This is a genomic window from Paraburkholderia sp. GAS448 (assembly GCF_050435685.1).
Taxonomy (GTDB): domain Bacteria; phylum Pseudomonadota; class Gammaproteobacteria; order Burkholderiales; family Burkholderiaceae; genus Paraburkholderia.
The window spans coordinates 1-16,062 of the sequence record NZ_JBNDKT010000009.1; the positions used below are offsets into that span (position 1 = coordinate 1).

Here is a 16,062-nt window from a genome sequence, read left to right on the forward strand (position 1 = left end):
CCCGTGTGAAAGTAGGTAATCGTCAGGCTCCCCTGCAGCATCGGAAACCCCACCCCCAAAAGGTGGGGTTTCTGCGTTTACGCCGCTTCCCAGGCAGCGATGCTTGCAGCGTCGCGGCCGCTGTATCCGGCTCCGTCTGCTTCAGCGCGTATGCGATCTGTTCGTCCGCGAATCCGCTCTTCTTCACGGCATGACCTCACCGCAGCAGTGACCTCTTCACGCACCGTCAAGCTCACTTCTTGAGCAGATACGTCTGCGTCAGCCTCACCCAGTACGTCGACCCTACCGACAGCAAATCATCGTTGAAATCGTAGCTCGCGTTGTGCAGCATGCAGGGACCGGCACCGTGGCCAGCATCCCGATGTCCGCCCTCTCCATTGCCTAGAAACGCGTAGCACCCCGGCTTGGCGAGCAGCATGAAGGAGAAGTCCTCTGCGCCCATCGTGGGTTCGACAGCGTCATCGACGTTTTCTGCTCCGACGACATCCCTCATTACCTCCGCCGCAAATTGCGTTTCCTCGCTGCTGTTGATTGTCGGCGGATAGTTACGATGAAAGCTGATGTTCACCGAGCAGTCGTAAGCCTCAGCCGTACTCTTCGCGATCTTGCGCAAGCGTGTTTCGATCAGGTCCAGCGTCTCAGCCGTGAATGTACGAACCGTGCCCGCAATCCATGCCTCGTCGGGAACGACATTCACCGCGTCTCCAGCGTGAATCTGTGTAATTGAGAGTACTGCCGTATCGAGCGGCTTCTTGTTGCGGGTGATAATGCCCTGCAGGCCATTCGCCACCTGAACTGCCGTAAAGACGGGGTCGCGGCCGTTATGTGGCAACGCCGCATGTGACCCCACTCCTTTGATCTCAATGCGAAATTCGTTGCTCGACGCCATAATCGGGCCTTCAGTCACACCAAAGTGACCGGCAGGCATTCCTGGCCAATTGTGAATGCCAAATACCGCGTCGACGGGAAACTTCGTGAATAGGCCGTCGTCGATCATCGCCTGTGCGCCGGCACCACCCTCTTCGGCGGGCTGAAATATAAACACCACTGTGCCGTCGAAGTCGTCGTGTCTGGCTAGATGTCGCGCAGCACCCAGCAGCATCGCCGTGTGGCCGTCGTGACCGCACGCATGCATTTTGCCTTCGTTGCGCGAACGGTGTTCGAACGTGTTGAGCTCGTGAATCGGGAGCGCATCCATGTCCGCACGCAGACCAATCGACCGGGGACTGCTGCCGCGTTTCAGAATCCCGACAACGCCCGTCTTGCCCAACCCTCGATGCACCTCGATGCCCCATGCGGCAAGGTTTTTGGCGACCAGATCCGAGGTGTGTGTTTCTTCGTAACGAAGCTCGGGGTGAGCGTGGATCGTTCGTCGCAGTGCCTGAATCTCGCCGTGGGCGGCTTCAATTTCCGGAATCAGTTTCATGGTGCGTTAGGCTTCATTGTGCGTGATATCGCTCGAGACTTGATCGTTCGAGCCCGGGAAAATCAATTCTACGCCGAACGGTATTTTTGGCGACACGGAACGACTGCCGCCGCGCTCACGTAATAAAATTACGGCACACACGCTCCTCGCCCCCTCTGACGGATCACCCAATGAATGCTCCTGCCGACTTTGCCCGTGCTGTTTGCCCGCACGACTGCCCGGATACCTGCGCAATGCGCGTAACCGTCGAAAATGGGCGGGCGATCAAGGTGACGGGCGACCCCGATCATCCACCGACACAAGGGGTCCTGTGCACGAAGGTGAGTCGCTATGCGGAACGCGTTCATCATCCGAGGCGCCTCACGACGCCGATGAAGCGCGTCGGCCGAAAAGGGGAAGGGCGTTTTGAGCCGATAAGCTGGGACGAAGCATTCGGGTTGGCCGCAGCGCGTCTGACTGAAATCGCCCGACGTGAACCCGAGGCGATCATGCCCTACAGCTATGCCGGCACGATGGGACTCGTGCAAGGCGACAGCATCGCACAGCGCTTCTTCCACAAACTGGGCGCATCGCAACTTGACCGGACGATCTGCGCCGCCGCAGGCGCGGCGGGTCTCAAGTACACGTATGGCGCGAGCGTCGGCATGCTTACTGAGTTCTTCGAAGAAAGCGAACTCATCCTGATCTGGGGCTCGAACCCGATTGCGTCAAACCTGCACTTCTGGACAAGAGCGCAGGAGGCCAAACGGCGGGGTGCGCGTCTGATTGCAATCGACCCATACCGCTCGCTAACTGCGGAAAAGTGCCATCAGCACATTGCGCTCAAGCCAGGCACCGATGGCGCGCTGGCCCTTGGCATGATGCATGTACTGATCACTGAGGACCTGATCGACCACGCTTACGTCACGGACCACACGCTCGGCTTCAGTGAACTGAAAGCGCGTGCAATGACCTATCCGCCATCACGCGTCGCGCAGATTTGCGGAATCGAGGAACAGGTGATCGTCGACCTTGCCCGGCTATACGGCCGCACGAACAGGGCTGCGATCAGGCTGAACTATGGCATGCAGCGTGTTCGCGGCGGGGGTAACGCGGTACGGGCGATCGCCTGTTTGCCGTCGCTGACCGGCGCCTGGCGCGATCGGGCGGGCGGTTTGCTGTTGTCGTCGTCTGGTTGGGCCCCGGTCGACTCGCACGCGCTCGAGCGCCCTGATCTGATGCCGGGCTGGCCGGCGAAACAGCCGCGCGTGATCAATATGAACGGCATCGGCGATGCGCTGCTGCATGCCGGCGACACAACGTTCGGGCCGAAGGTCGAGGCGATCATCGTCTACAACTCGAACCCGGTTGCCGTCGCGCCGGACTCGGAGCGCGTCGCAGCCGGATTTGCGCGGGAGGATCTGTTCACGATCGTGCTCGAACATTTCCAGACAGATACCGCCGATTATGCCGATCTGCTCCTCCCCGCGACAACGCAGCTCGAGCATCTGGATGTACACAAGTCGTACGGCCACACCCATGTAATGGTGAATCTGCCGGCGATTCCGCCTGTCGGCGACGCGCGCCCGAACACCGAAATCTTTCGCGGCATCGCTCGCAGTATGGGGCTACAGGAGCAGGCGCTTTATGACAGCGACGAAGCGGTTGCATCAGGCGCGTTCCACTGGAGCGACCCGGTGCTCAAGGGATTCGACTGGGAAACGCTGAAAAAAACTGGCTGGACCAGGCTGAATCTCCCCGATGCGCCGTTCGCTGATGGCGCGTTTCGTACACCGTCGGGCAAATGCGAGTTCTATAGCGCGAGACTGGCCAGCGAAGGGTGCGATCCGTTGCCTGACTATCTGCCCCCCTATGAATCCGCTGACGGGGCGCCTGAACTGGCCGCCCGGTATCCGCTGGCGATGATCTCGCCCCCATCCCGCAACTTCCTGAATAGCACGTTCGTCAATGTCGAAAGCCTACGCTCGACGGAAGGGGAGCCTCACCTCGACATTCATCCCGCCGACGCCCTCCATCGTGGCGTCAATGACGGCGATCTGGTGCTTATCTTCAACGATCGTGGTTCGATGCAGGCACGCGCCCGCGTCACTGAGCGGGCCCGTGAGGGCCTCGTTGTCGGCCTGTCGATCTGGTGGAAAAAGCTTGCACCGGATGGTCGGAACGCCAATCAGGTCACCAGCCAGGCATTGACGGACCTCGGTGGCTCGGCGACTTTTTACGATTGTCTGGTGGAAGTCGAGCGCGCCTGATTGCGGCTCAAGCGACAGCGGCGCTCAAGGCTGCAGATAGCGGCCAATGCGGTTCGAGGGTGGCGTCTAACCCGGTGATTTTCCGCGAATATCGCCGTGACGCGCATGCTACGATGCGTTTTTAGCACGACCATTCGAAAATATAAGGAGGAGACGCCGCATGGAAAAAATCTGGCTGAAATCGTATCCACCCGGCGTTCCAGCAGAAATTGATCCGACGCGGTACACGTCGGTTACCGCCCTGCTTGAAGAAAGTTTTCGCGAACACCGGGCCAAGCCGGCTTTTGCCTGCATGGGCAAGCAGATCACCTATGGCGAGCTCGACGCGCTGTCGCGCAAGCTCGGAGCCTGGTTTCAGTCGAAAGGGATTCCGCGCGGTGCTCGCATCGCGATCATGATGCCGAACGTGCTTCAGTACCCGGTCGCGATTGCCGCGATTCTGCGCGCAGGCTACGTCGTTGTGAACGTGAACCCCCTGTACACGCCGCGCGAACTGGAACACCAGCTTAAGGACAGCGGTGCCGAAGCCATCATCATTCTTGAGAATTTCGCAGTCACGCTGCAGACGATCGTAGGCAAAACGTCCGTCAAGCATGTCGTTGTCGCGACAATGGGCGATCTGATGGGCGCGAAAGGGCTCATCGTAAACTTCGTCGTGCGCAAGGTAAAAAAGATGGTGCCGGCATGGAGCCTGCCGGGTCACATCAGATTCAATGACGCCGTAGCCGAAGGCGCACGTCAGACGTTCAAGCCCGTCCAGCAAGGCCCCGACGACGTCGCCTTTCTGCAGTACACGGGAGGCACGACGGGCGTCTCGAAAGGCGCGACGCTCCTGCATCGCAACCTCGTCTCCAATGTGTTGCAGTCACAGGTGTGGCTGGATCCGGCGCGGGCAAACCGGTCGGATATCGACCAGTTTGTCACGGTCGTAGCGCTGCCGCTCTATCACGTGTTCGCGTTGACCGTCTGCGGACTGCTCACCATCCGTACCGGTGGTCTGGGCGTGCTGATCCCGAATCCACGCGACATCAGCGGCATGATCAGGGCGCTGCGTGGTTACGCGATTACAACGATTCCCGCAGTGAACACTCTTTACAACGCGCTGCTGAACAGCCCGGAGTTTTCGCAACTCGATTTCTCGAAGCTGCTTGTCGCGAACGGCGGCGGCATGGCCGTGCAGGAAGCGGTGGCGAAGCGTTGGTACGAAAGAACTCACACACCGATCATCGAAGGTTACGGTCTGTCGGAAACGTCGCCGTGCGTGACATGCAATCCGGCAACCGTGACCGAATACAGCGGGACGATCGGCCTGCCCCTGCCTTCGACGGAAGTGTCCATTCGCGATGACGAGGGCAATGAAGTGCCCCTCGGCCAGCCGGGCGAGATCTGTATTCGCGGACCACAGGTGATGGCCGGCTACTGGAACCGTCCGGACGAAACTGCGAAGGTGATGACCCCGGACGGCTTCTTCAAATCGGGCGACGTCGGCGTCATGAATGACAAAGGGTACGTGAAGATCGTCGATCGCAAGAAGGACATGATTCTTGTGTCTGGGTTCAACGTCTACCCGAACGAGATCGAGGACGTTGTGGCGAAGCATCCGGGCGTATTCGAGGTCGCGGCCGTTGGGGTGCCGGACGAGCGTTCGGGTGAAGCAGTGAAGCTTTTCATTGTCAAAAAGGACCCCGCGCTCACTGACGACGACCTGTTCTCATTCTGCAAAACGCAACTGACGGGATACAAGCGTCCGAAGCTGATCGAGTTTCGCACGGAGTTGCCGAAGAGCAATGTCGGCAAGATCCTGCGGCGGGAGTTGCGCGACGGACGGGCGTAAGGCCCGGTTTTTCGACGCTCGCGATACAACTTTCAAGCTGGCTGGCGGTTAGCGGGTTTCTGGCAGCCCACGCCGACGCGTGAGAACGCCAAAGCGTAGCGTGACCGGTAGATTCGAGAAGGCGGCCTGACGGATTGAACCCGTTGGGCCGTTTCTTTTGCGACGGAGGTTTCGTCACACGACTGGTCGGCATCGCCGCCGCCCAACCAACCTGTAAGAGAGCCAATCCTCAAGAACATAAAAAAAGGCGCCCGAAGGCGCCTTTGAGGTAAACCGCTTTATTACGACTTATTAGAACTTGTGACGGATACCGACGCGAGCCGTGAACTGACGGTTGTTCGACGATGCGGTCAGGTTGTTGATTGAAGCGACTGCGGAATTGCCGGTCGAGTCCGTTCCCGAAGCTTGCTGGAACACGCCTACCATGTAGACATCGGTGCGCTTCGACAGGAAGTAGTCGACACCCAATGCGCCCTGGTAGTAATCGGCGTGCTCGGTCGGCGCGCCGTTTGTGCGGTTCACGGCGGTGCCGCGCGTGTAGTCGAACGCTGCACCGACCAGCAGCGCCGGGGTCAACTGGTACTTGAAGTTGACTTCGCCATTGTTGAACGTAGCAGTCGAGCCGCGGTTGAAGATTGTTGCGAATGTCGTGCCGAGTCCGTAGAACTGGACGTTCGAGTACGTCAGGCCAATCGTCGCTGCGCCGAACGTGTAAGCACCGCCCAAACCGGCTACCTGGTATGTGTTCGCCGACGCGTAGCCGGCGTAAACCGGGGCAGTCGCAAACGACACAGCCGACGCGGCCGGAACGGTCGTGCTAGCGGTGTTGAACATACCGCCCGGAGCTGCCGGCGTGCGCGCATTCAGGTAACCCGCGCCGAGCACGACAGGACCGTTCGAGTAGCCAACACCCAACGACCAGATCTGGTTGGCAGAGAAATTGCCAGCTTGGCCGCCGAAGCTGTACGTGCCGCCGAACGTTAGGCCGTTGTAGTTCGCGCTCGTGTACTTGACCGTGTTATTGGTGCGGAACGCATTGTTGAAGTTGTCGAGGTCGTCTGGGTGCGCCGCGATGTAGCCGCCCCACTGGTCGCCTGCTTCGAGCGGACCGACGTAGTCGACGACGGAGTCGTATTGGCGACCCAGCGTCACGGTGCCGAACTGGCTCGACAGACCAACGTAAGCTTGACGACCGAACAACAGGCCACCTTGACCCAGCTTGCCGTTGTTCACATCAAAGCCGTTTTCCAGCACGAAGATCGCCTTCAGACCGCCGCCCAGATCTTCCGTGCCGCGCAGACCGAAACGGCTACCCTGCAGAACGCCGCTCGACAGGTTGTACAGATGCTTGCCGCCCGAGTTCGTATTGAGGTTGAAGCCTTCATCAATAATACCGTACAGGGTCACGCTGCTCTGCGCATGGGCGACGCCAGCAAACGCGCCCAGTGCCGCGAGAGCGAGAAGCGACTTTTTCATCGAATGATCTCCAAGGAATTGCGAATTTTTTTAACAAGGCGAATAGTTGTCTTGCGTCGCTGCCTTGCTTAACTTCGCGAGAAGTTGCACGTAATGTAACAAAACGCCTAATGTGCTCAAAGTAAAAGCAGACCGTGGTGTAACGCGCTGTTTCGTTTACGCAACATGGTCTAGAATCGCAGTTTGGCCAGCGATTCCGGGTCAGATGAGGAGCCGGTATGCGCCAGTTTTGGTCACTGAATACAGAGGCTTGCGGGGGCTGGCGCGCGTGGATGAGACGTCGAATTGAGGGAGGCCTGGATGACGCTCGATGAATTGATTACCGAGTTGGATCGGGGTTTACGCTCAATGACAGGTGTCTCGCGGATGTCCAGGCCGATGCCGGTGCCGCCACCCTCTGTCGGAGCAGTCGAAATGTCGCCGGAAGAGCGTTCGCACGCCGCAGGTCTGATGCGCGTGAATCATGTTGGAGAGGTGTGCGCGCAGGCGCTTTATCAGGCCCAGAAACTCGCCACGCGCTCGCCCACCCTGAAAGAAGCATTCGAGCACGCAGCCCGTGAGGAAGAAGATCACCTCGCGTGGACCGCGCGTCGCCTCGAAGCGCTCGATTCCCGGCCGAGCCTGCTTAATCCGCTCTGGTATACCGGCGCGCTGGCTATTGGACTTGTCGCGGGTCGTTTCGGCGATCGCGTGAGTCTTGGCTTCATGGCCGAAACAGAGCGACAGGTGGAACACCATCTGGATGGCCATCTGGACAAGCTGCCGGAAGCGGACGTCGAATCACGGGCGATCGTCGAGCAGATGCGCGTCGACGAAGCGGTGCATGGCAAGGCCGCCATCGATGCCGGCGGCATCGAACTGCCGTTTCCCGCCCGGGCGCTCATGCGCGCCGCGTCGAAGATCATGACCCGTACTGCCTACTACGTTTAGTCACTTGTTCAGGTGGGACAGCACCCAAGGCTGCATCGCACCCATCCCACCGACAATCGTCCGCCGATCTGCCTTCTTCTCCTTCTCAGTTCGCTTACGCGCCACGCGTTTCCCCCGCACTTTTCACGTATCACCTTCACAAGTTGCACTAGTCCTTTCATTTATAACGATTTTCCATTTTAAGCGTGACGTGAACTAGTGGCGCTAAGTCCTTGTTCTAGCAAACAAAATTCGCCGAAAAAGCACGTATCTCCCTTGACCCGTGTTTAGCGTTCCTCTAAAGTGGGAGACAGTGTGAGAAAGTGTATTTTTGTGTGATTCACCGGGCCTTTTCGGGTAAATTTTTAAGAACAGGCGGACGACCTTCAGCGTCCGGCAGGGGAGAGCGGAAGTGTTCCAAGGGGCGTCGGCGCTGACGCTCGATGCGAAAGGACGGATGTCGATTCCGTCGCGCTATCGGGATGCGCTGCAAGGACAGGCAGAAGGCCGGGTGACGATTACCAAGCACCCGGACGGCTGCCTGTTGCTCTTTCCGCGCCCGGAATGGGAGGTCTTTCGCACGAAGATCGCCGCGCTGCCCATGGACGCTCACTGGTGGCGGCGGATTTTCCTCGGTAATGCATCGGACGTCGACCTGGATGGTGCGGGTCGCATCCTCGTTTCGCCGGAACTGCGGATGGCTGCAATGCTGGAAAAGGAAGTGATGCTGCTCGGTATGGGTAGCCACTTCGAGTTGTGGGATGCGCAAACCTACGCCGCCAAGGAACAGGCGGCCATGGCGCAGGGCATGCCCGATGCGCTGAAGAATTTCACGTTCTGATCGCGGTTTACATATATGGCACCTGCGATGGGAAACGAGTTGCAGCATCGCACGGTGCTGCTGGAAGAAGCGGTCGATGCGCTGGTTACGCGCACGGACGGCGTCTATGTGGACGGCACGTTCGGGCGCGGCGGTCATAGTCGGGCGGTGTTGGGCAAACTGGGCGAGGCAGGTCGTTTGATTGCATTCGACAAGGACCCGCTTGCCATCGCGACGGCCCGGCAGATTGCCGATCCGCGCTTCGAAATCGTGCATGAGAGTTTTGCTTCGCTGCGCGACGCGGTTGCGGAGCGCGGGGTAGGGCGTGTGTCGGGAGTGTTGCTGGATCTGGGTGTGTCGTCGCCGCAAGTCGACGATCCGGAGCGGGGTTTCAGTTTCCGCGCCGATGGCCCGCTCGACATGCGGATGGACCCGACGCGCGGCGAGTCTGCCGCTGACTGGCTGGCGCGGGCCACGGTGCAGGAACTGACGGAGGTGATACGAGATTATGGGGAAGAACGGTTTGCTTTTCAGATTGCAAAGGCGCTTGTTGCTCGCCGGGCAGAGTCCGACCGTCTTGGGCCTCTCGTCAGCACGGGCGAGCTTGCCCAAATCGTGGCTAACGTCGTCAAAACCCGTGAGAAGGGCAAGGATCCGGCAACCCGCACCTTTCAGGCTATACGGATTCACGTCAATCAAGAGCTTGCGGAGCTGCAAGTCGTTTTAGAAGCAGCATTGTCGTTGCTGGAGCAAGGGGGGCGGCTGGTGGTCATCAGCTTTCATTCGCTCGAAGACCGGATCGTCAAGCGATTCATGCAGGCGCACGCCAGTGCGCCTGCGGTCGATCGCCGCCTGCCGATCCGTGCCGTCGATCTGCCCAGCCCCCCGCTCAGGATCATTGGCCGCGTGTTCGCGAGTGACGCCGAAGTCGCCGCGAACCCGCGCGCCCGTTCGGCCGTGATGCGTGTCGCGGAGCGTATCGCGCCATGAGCCGCCTCAATATCTTCCTGCTGATCGTCGTGATGGGATGTGCGCTTTCCGTCGTCAACGCGACCAACCAGCAGCGTCAGTTTTTCATCCAGTTGCAGCGCGCCCAGTCGCAGGAGCGTCAGTTGCAGCAGGACTACGCACAGCTTCAATATCAGCAGAGCTCGCTGTCGAAAACTTCGCGCATCGAGCAGATCGCCACGACTTCGCTGAAGATGCAGTCCGCCACGACCGGGCGCACTCAATATCTGACGCTCGACCCGGGAGCCGCCAGAGCCGAAGATGCGCCGGTGCCGACGTCGGCGCCTGATTCCGCGCCGGCTGCTGCCGCCACGCGCCGCGGAGGTGTGCGATGAAAAAGTCGACGACCCGCAAGAGCGTCGCGTTTTCTGCCAATCCGATTCTGTCCGTGCGCCTGCCGATGTGGCGCTCGCGGCTCGTCGTGTTCCTGCTGTTCATGGCGTTCGTCGCGCTCGCCGGGCGCGCGTTCTGGATCCAGGGCCCGGGCAACGCGTTCTATCAGAAGCAGGGCGAGAGCCGCTATCAGCGCACACTCGAACTGCCGGCCACGCGCGGCAAGATTCTCGATCGTAACGGGCTGGTGCTCGCGACCAGCCTGCCGGTGCGCGCCATCTGGGCGATTCCTGAATCGGTACCGGACGATCTCGGCGCGGACAAGCTCGCCGCGCTCGGCAAACTGCTCGACATGACGCAGAAGGAACTGCGCGCGAAGCTGTCCGAAGACAAGACGTTCGTCTACGTGAAGCGCCAGGTGCCCGTCGACGTCGCCGCGAAGGTTGCCGAGCTCGACATTCCCGGTATCTATCAGCGTGCAGAATACAAACGCTTCTATCCGGAAGGCGAGATCACCGCTCACCTGATCGGCTTCACCAACGTCGAAGACGAAGGCCAGGAAGGCGTCGAACTGGGCGACCAGAAGATGCTCGCCGGCACCTCCGGCATCCGCCGCGTGATCAAGGACCGGATGGGGCGCGTCATCGAGGACGTCGACGAGCAGGTCGTGCCGCACAACGGCGCCGATGTCGACCTGTCGATCGACAGCAAGATCCAGTACATCGCGTACACGAACCTGAAGGCCGCGGTCGAGAAATTCAAGGCGAAGGCCGGCACGGCGATGGTCATCGACGTCCGCACGGGCGAAGTGCTCGCCCTCGTCAATTATCCGACCTATAACCCGAACGACCGCTCGCACCTGACCGGCGAACAGCTGCGCAACCGCATGCTGACCGACGTGTTCGAGCCGGGCTCGATCATGAAGCCGTTCACGATCTCGCTGGCGCTCGATCTGCACCGCGTCTCGCCGACTACACTGGTAGACACGGGTCCGGGCCGCTTCGTCCTCGACGGCGCGCAGATCACGGATGACAGCGCGTTCGGCGTGCTGACGGTCGGCGGCGTGATCCAGAAGTCGAGCAACATCGGTGCGACCAAGATCGCGATGACGCTCAAGCCGGAAGAGATGTGGAATATGTATACGAGCATCGGTCTCGGTCAGGCGCCGAAGGTCGGCTTCCCCGGCGCGGCGGCGGGACGTCTGCGTCCGTGGCGCAGCTGGCGGCGGATCGAACAGGCGACGATGTCATACGGCTACGGCCTGTCGGCTTCGCTGTTCCAGCTCGCGCGCGCGTACACCGCGATCGCCCACGACGGCCAGATCCTGCCGGTGTCGATCTTCCGCACGCCGGGCGACCAGCCGGTGACCGGCCCGCAGATCTTCTCGCCGACCACCGCGCGTGAGGTCCGCGCAATGCTCGAAACCGTGACTGCGCCAGGCGGCACGTCGCCGGATGCAGCGGTGCCGGGTTACCGGGTCGGCGGCAAGAGCGGCACGGCGTACAAACACGGCGCCCACGGCTACGACAAATCCAAGTACCGCGCATCGTTCGTCGGCATGGCGCCGATGCCGAATCCGCGCATCGTCGTCGCCGTTTCGGTCGACGAACCAACGGCAGGCAGCCACTTCGGCGGTCAGGTGTCGGGTCCGGTGTTCTCGTCGATCGTCGGAGACACGCTGCGCACGCTGAATGTGCCGCCGGATATGCCGGTCAAGCAGATGGTCGTGTCCGACGATACGGCGCCACCGCCCACGCCCGCTGCGCCTGCCCCCGCGGCCAGGAAACTCGCCACCGGTGGCGCGGCGAAGAAGCTGACGATCGCCGATAGCGCAAAGAACCGTCCTGGAGTGGTCAGATGAGCGCACTGCGTTCGGGGCATCCCGCGCACCGGCAGATCGCCGACGCGCTCAACTGGCTGCACGCCCGCGTGCAGCCAGCGGCGCATCTGCATGCCGACACGCGTCCACTGGCTGCGGGCGACGTCTTTCTCGCGTACGCCGTCGAGGGCGCCGACAACCGGCCGTTCATCGACAACGCGATTGAGCGCGGCGCGGCAGCCGTGCTCGTTCAGCCCGAAAACTTCACCGGCGCCATCGATCCGGCAACGACGCTCGCCGTGCCGGCCCTGAATGAACTGGCCGGTTCGATCGCGAGCGGCTGGTATGGAGATCCGAGTGACGCGATGCTGGTGGTCGGCGTCACGGGCACAAACGGCAAGACGTCGTGTAGCCAGTGGATCGCCGCGGCGTTGACGGCGGTCGGCAAGCGCTGCGCGATCATCGGCACGCTCGGCAGCGGGATGCCGGGCCAGCTTGTGCACACGGGTTTCACGACGCCCGACGCGCCGCAACTGCAGCGCAGCCTCGCGCAGTTGCGCGACGCCGGCGCGCGGGCGATCGCGATGGAAGTGTCGTCGCATGCCCTGCATCAGGGGCGCGTGAACGGCACCTCGTTCGATATCGCCGTCTTCACGAACCTCACCCAGGATCACCTCGATTACCACGGTACGTTCGCTGCGTACGAGGCGGCGAAGGTGCGTCTGTTCGACTGGCCGGGTCTGCGCTGCGCGGTGATCAATCGCGACGATGAAGCCGGACGCCGCCTGATCGCGAATGTGAAAGGCAAGGTTCGCACAATCGCCTATGGCCTCGAAGCTCGCGAAGACGCGCCCGCAGACTCGGTGCTGCTGGCCTCGAACGTCCGCGCGACGGCAACCGGCACCGCATTTCATCTGACTTCGGACTGGGGTAATGCCGACGTCGAAGTCGCGACGCTCGGCGCGTTCAACGTCAGCAACCTGCTCGGCGTGCTGGGCGCGCTGCTCGCGGCCGACGTGCCGTTCGAAGCCGCACTTGCCGAATTGCAGAAGCTCGAACCGGTGAACGGCCGCATGCAGCGTCTTGGCGGACGACTGCAGAACGACGAGCCGCTCGTCGTGATCGATTACGCGCACACGCCGGACGCGCTCGAAAAAACGCTCGAAGCGTTGCGCCCGATGGCGCAGGCGCGCGGCGGCGAACTCGTCTGCATGTTCGGCTGCGGCGGCGATCGCGACGCGACCAAACGCCCGCTGATGGGCGCGATTGCACAAAAGCTCGCGGACGGCGTGATCGTCACGAGCGATAACCCGCGCAGTGAAGAGCCGGCCGCGATCATCGACCAGATCGTGGCAGGCATGCAGGACACGTCGAAGGTGCGCCGTATCGAGGATCGCGCCAGCGCAATCCTGCAGGCGATCCGTCACGCGGCACGCGAAGACGTGATCGTGCTGGCCGGCAAAGGGCACGAAGCGACACAGGAAATCATGGGCAAGAAGCGCGCTTTCTCCGATCAGGATCACGCACGCCTCGCGCTCGCCGCGCGTGCGACGCAGGCTCGCGGAGGTGACGAATGACGATGTTCTCCCTGCGCGAAGCCGCAGCGCTGATTCCGGGCGCGACCGTCCTTGGCGACGAGTCGGCCACATTTGATCGCGTGTCGACCGACAGCCGTACCGCAGGTCCGGGCGACCTGTTCGTGGCGCTGAAGGGCGACCGCTTCGACGCGCACGACTTCCTGCCGGAAGTCGCAACGCGTCACGTAAGCGCTGCGCTCGTCAGCCGGAGCCCGGGCGACTGGCGCGTGCCGGCATTGCGCGTCGCCGACACGCGCGTTGCGTTGGGCGCGCTTGCGCGCGGCTGGCGCCGCCACTTCTCGATGCCGCTTGTCGCGGTGACGGGCAGCAACGGCAAGACGACGGTCAAGGAAATGATCTCGTCGATTTTCGCGGCCGCCGTGGGCCTGGAAGCACGCCTCGCGACCGCGGGCAATTTCAACAACGACATCGGTTTGCCTCTGACGCTTTTCCGGCTGACGGAAGCACACAAGCTTGCGGTCGTCGAACTCGGGATGAATCATCCGGGCGAGACCGATCTGCTTGCGAAAATCACTGAACCGACTGTCGCCGTCGTGAACAATGCGCAGCGCGAGCATCAGGAGTTCATGGCGACCGTCGAAGCGGTCGCGCTCGAACACGCCAGCGTGATTCACGCGCTGAAGCCCGACGGCGTCGCAGTGTTTCCCGCCGATGACGCATACGCCAGCATCTGGCGCGTCGCGGCAACCGGCAACCCGATCATCGACTTCGCGCTCAACAACGCGGAGCGCACGACCGACGCCGCGGTGACCGGTACGTTCGCCGGCAACCGTTTGACGGTCGATACGCCACAAGGCCGCGTCGAGGTCACGCTGCAGGTGCTCGGCGATCACAACGCCCGCAATGCACTTGCAGCAACGGCGGCCGCGCTCGCAGCGGACGTGTCGCTCGATGCGATCCGTCGCGGTCTCGAGGCCTTCGGTGCGGTGAAGGGCCGCCTGCAGGTCAAGCGTGCGGCGCTCGGCGCACTGGCCGGCGCAACCGTCATCGACGACACCTACAACGCGAACCCTGACTCGATGCGCGCCGCGATCGACGTTCTTGCTTCGCAACCGTCGCCGCGCGTACTCGTCATGGGCGATATGGGCGAAGTGGGTGATAACGGTCCGGAATTTCATCGCGAAGTCGGCGCGTACGCGAAAGAACGCGGCATCGATGCGCTGTTCGCCATGGGCGAAGCATCGCGCGATGCATGCAGCGCTTTCGGCGGGGAGGCCCGTCACTTCGACGGCGTTCCCGCGCTGGTTGCGCATTTACTGCAGGCTGGCTTCGGATCGGCTGCAACGATTCTCGTGAAAGGCTCGCGCTTCATGCAGATGGAGCGCGTGGTGGACGCCGTAACGAGTCCACAACCCAACGCAGCGGGCGAAGCGCCCGCTGCACACTGAAATAGAAGGACCGAGGCATGCTACTGGCGCTGGCGCAATGGCTGCAGAATGACGCAAGCTTCTTGCGCGTGTTCAGTTATCTGACGTTTCGTGCGGTGATGGCGACCATCACCGCACTGTTGATCGGGCTCGTCTGTGGCCCGGCGGTGATTCGCAAGCTGACCGCGATGAAGGTCGGCCAGGCCGTGCGCAAGGACGGTCCGCAGACGCATCTGGTGAAATCCGGCACGCCGACGATGGGGGGCGTGCTGATCCTGCTCGGCATCGCCGTATCGACGCTGCTGTGGGGCGATCTCACGAACCGCTTCATCTGGATCGTGATGCTCGTCACGTTCGGCTTCGGCGTGATCGGCTGGGTCGACGACTATCGGAAGGTCGTCTACAAGGATCCGCGCGGCATGTCGTCGCGCGAAAAGTATTTCTGGCAGTCGGTGATCGGCCTCTTCGCCGCGGTGTATCTCGCCTTCAGCGTATCGGAAGCGAGCAATGTGCGGGTGTTCGACCTGTTCATGGCATGGGTGAAGAGCGGCCTGTCGATGGGGCTGCCCGCGCGCGCCGACCTGCTGCTGCCGTTCGTCAAGTCGATCTCCTATCCGCTCGGCGTGTGGGGCTTCATCGTGCTGACGTATCTCGTGATCGTCGGCGCGAGCAACGCGGTGAACCTCACCGACGGTCTCGATGGCCTCGTGATCATGCCGGTCGTGCTGGTCGGCGCGTCGCTCGGCGTGTTCGCGTATGTGATGGGCAGCTCGGTCTACTCGAAATACCTGCTGTTTCCGCACATTGCCGGCGCGGGTGAACTGCTGATCTTCTGTTCCGCGATGGGCGGCGCCGGGCTTGCGTTTCTCTGGTACAACACGCACCCCGCGCAGATGTTCATGGGCGACGTCGGCGCACTGGCGCTGGGCGGCGCGCTCGGCACGGTCGCGGTGATCGTGCGTCAGGAGATCGTGCTTTTCATCATGGGCGGCATCTTCGTCGCGGAGACGCTTTCGGTGATGCTGCAGGTCACGTGGTTCAAGTACACCAAGCGCCGTTTCGGCGAAGGGCGGCGCCTCTTCAAGATGGCGCCGTTGCATCACCACTTCGAATTGTCGGGATGGAAGGAGACGCAGGTGGTCGTGCGTTTCTGGATCATCACGCTGATGTTGTGTCTGTTCGGTTTGTCCACGCTCAAGTTGCGTTAAGCAGTCGAAGGAACG

General features: G+C 61.7%; 13 protein-coding genes. 11 read left to right on the forward strand and 2 right to left on the reverse strand.

All coding sequences use genetic code 11. The annotated features are described in order from the left end of the window. A partial coding sequence (locus P3T23_RS18045; protein ID WP_429317518.1) for a hypothetical protein occupies window positions 1–194 on the forward strand: 194 nt, incomplete at its 5' end. Between the two features lie 38 nt (window positions 195–232). Here P3T23_RS18045 and P3T23_RS18050 read toward each other — a convergent pair. Continuing rightward, a complete protein-coding gene (locus tag P3T23_RS18050; protein ID WP_429317519.1) occupies window positions 233–1,426 on the reverse strand; it encodes a M20 aminoacylase family protein in 1,194 nt (397 codons plus the stop codon). A gap of 170 nt (window positions 1,427–1,596) precedes the next feature. On the opposite strand from P3T23_RS18050, the gene P3T23_RS18055 reads away from it, so the two are divergent. Beyond that, window positions 1,597–3,675, forward strand: coding sequence for a molybdopterin-containing oxidoreductase family protein (locus tag P3T23_RS18055; RefSeq protein WP_429317520.1), 2,079 nt, complete (start codon window positions 1,597–1,599; stop codon window positions 3,673–3,675). Between the two features lie 160 nt (window positions 3,676–3,835). After that, window positions 3,836–5,509, forward strand: a complete 1,674-nt coding sequence (locus P3T23_RS18060; RefSeq protein ID WP_429317521.1) for a long-chain fatty acid--CoA ligase — start codon at window positions 3,836–3,838, stop codon at window positions 5,507–5,509. Between the two features lie 291 nt (window positions 5,510–5,800). On the opposite strand, the gene P3T23_RS18065 is transcribed toward P3T23_RS18060, so the two are convergent. Beyond that, window positions 5,801–6,985 (reverse strand): porin, encoded by a 1,185-nt coding sequence (locus tag P3T23_RS18065; RefSeq protein WP_429317522.1) that lies wholly within the window; start codon window positions 6,983–6,985, stop codon window positions 5,801–5,803. A 300-nt stretch (window positions 6,986–7,285) separates the two neighbouring features. On the opposite strand from P3T23_RS18065, the gene coq7 reads away from it, so the two are divergent. From coq7 to mraY, 8 genes are all read left to right on the forward strand, one after another. Further along, complete coding sequence (gene coq7 / locus P3T23_RS18070; RefSeq protein WP_429317523.1) at window positions 7,286–7,915, forward strand: 2-polyprenyl-3-methyl-6-methoxy-1,4-benzoquinone monooxygenase; 630 nt, start codon at window positions 7,286–7,288, stop codon at window positions 7,913–7,915. Between the two features lie 391 nt (window positions 7,916–8,306). Continuing rightward, the gene (gene mraZ / locus P3T23_RS18075; RefSeq protein WP_429317524.1) at window positions 8,307–8,735 is read left to right on the forward strand and encodes a division/cell wall cluster transcriptional repressor MraZ; all 429 of its coding nucleotides are present in this window, start codon (window positions 8,307–8,309) and stop codon (window positions 8,733–8,735) included. A 15-nt stretch (window positions 8,736–8,750) separates the two neighbouring features. Further along, window positions 8,751–9,704: a 16S rRNA (cytosine(1402)-N(4))-methyltransferase RsmH gene (rsmH, locus tag P3T23_RS18080; protein WP_133661066.1), complete on the forward strand. Its 954-nt coding sequence runs from the start codon at window positions 8,751–8,753 to the stop codon at window positions 9,702–9,704. Then, on the forward strand, window positions 9,701–10,057 hold the full coding sequence (gene ftsL / locus P3T23_RS18085; RefSeq protein ID WP_429317525.1) for a cell division protein FtsL: 357 nt from the start codon (window positions 9,701–9,703) through the stop codon (window positions 10,055–10,057). The genes rsmH and ftsL overlap by 4 nt, the downstream gene beginning before the upstream one ends. Continuing rightward, window positions 10,054–11,916 carry a peptidoglycan D,D-transpeptidase FtsI family protein gene (locus tag P3T23_RS18090; RefSeq protein WP_429317526.1) on the forward strand — a complete coding sequence of 621 codons (1,863 nt, stop codon included), beginning with the start codon at window positions 10,054–10,056 and terminating at the stop codon, window positions 11,914–11,916. The genes ftsL and P3T23_RS18090 overlap by 4 nt, the downstream gene beginning before the upstream one ends. Further along, window positions 11,913–13,451 (forward strand): UDP-N-acetylmuramoyl-L-alanyl-D-glutamate--2,6-diaminopimelate ligase, encoded by a 1,539-nt coding sequence (locus tag P3T23_RS18095; RefSeq protein ID WP_429317527.1) that lies wholly within the window; start codon window positions 11,913–11,915, stop codon window positions 13,449–13,451. Before P3T23_RS18090 ends, P3T23_RS18095 begins: the two co-directional genes overlap by 4 nt. Beyond that, window positions 13,448–14,860 carry a UDP-N-acetylmuramoyl-tripeptide--D-alanyl-D-alanine ligase gene (locus P3T23_RS18100; protein ID WP_429317528.1) on the forward strand — a complete coding sequence of 471 codons (1,413 nt, stop codon included), beginning with the start codon at window positions 13,448–13,450 and terminating at the stop codon, window positions 14,858–14,860. Before P3T23_RS18095 ends, P3T23_RS18100 begins: the two co-directional genes overlap by 4 nt. Before the next feature lie 17 nt (window positions 14,861–14,877). Continuing rightward, window positions 14,878–16,047, forward strand: coding sequence for a phospho-N-acetylmuramoyl-pentapeptide-transferase (gene mraY, locus P3T23_RS18105; RefSeq protein WP_429317529.1), 1,170 nt, complete (start codon window positions 14,878–14,880; stop codon window positions 16,045–16,047). The last annotated feature ends 15 nt before the right edge of the window (window positions 16,048–16,062 follow it).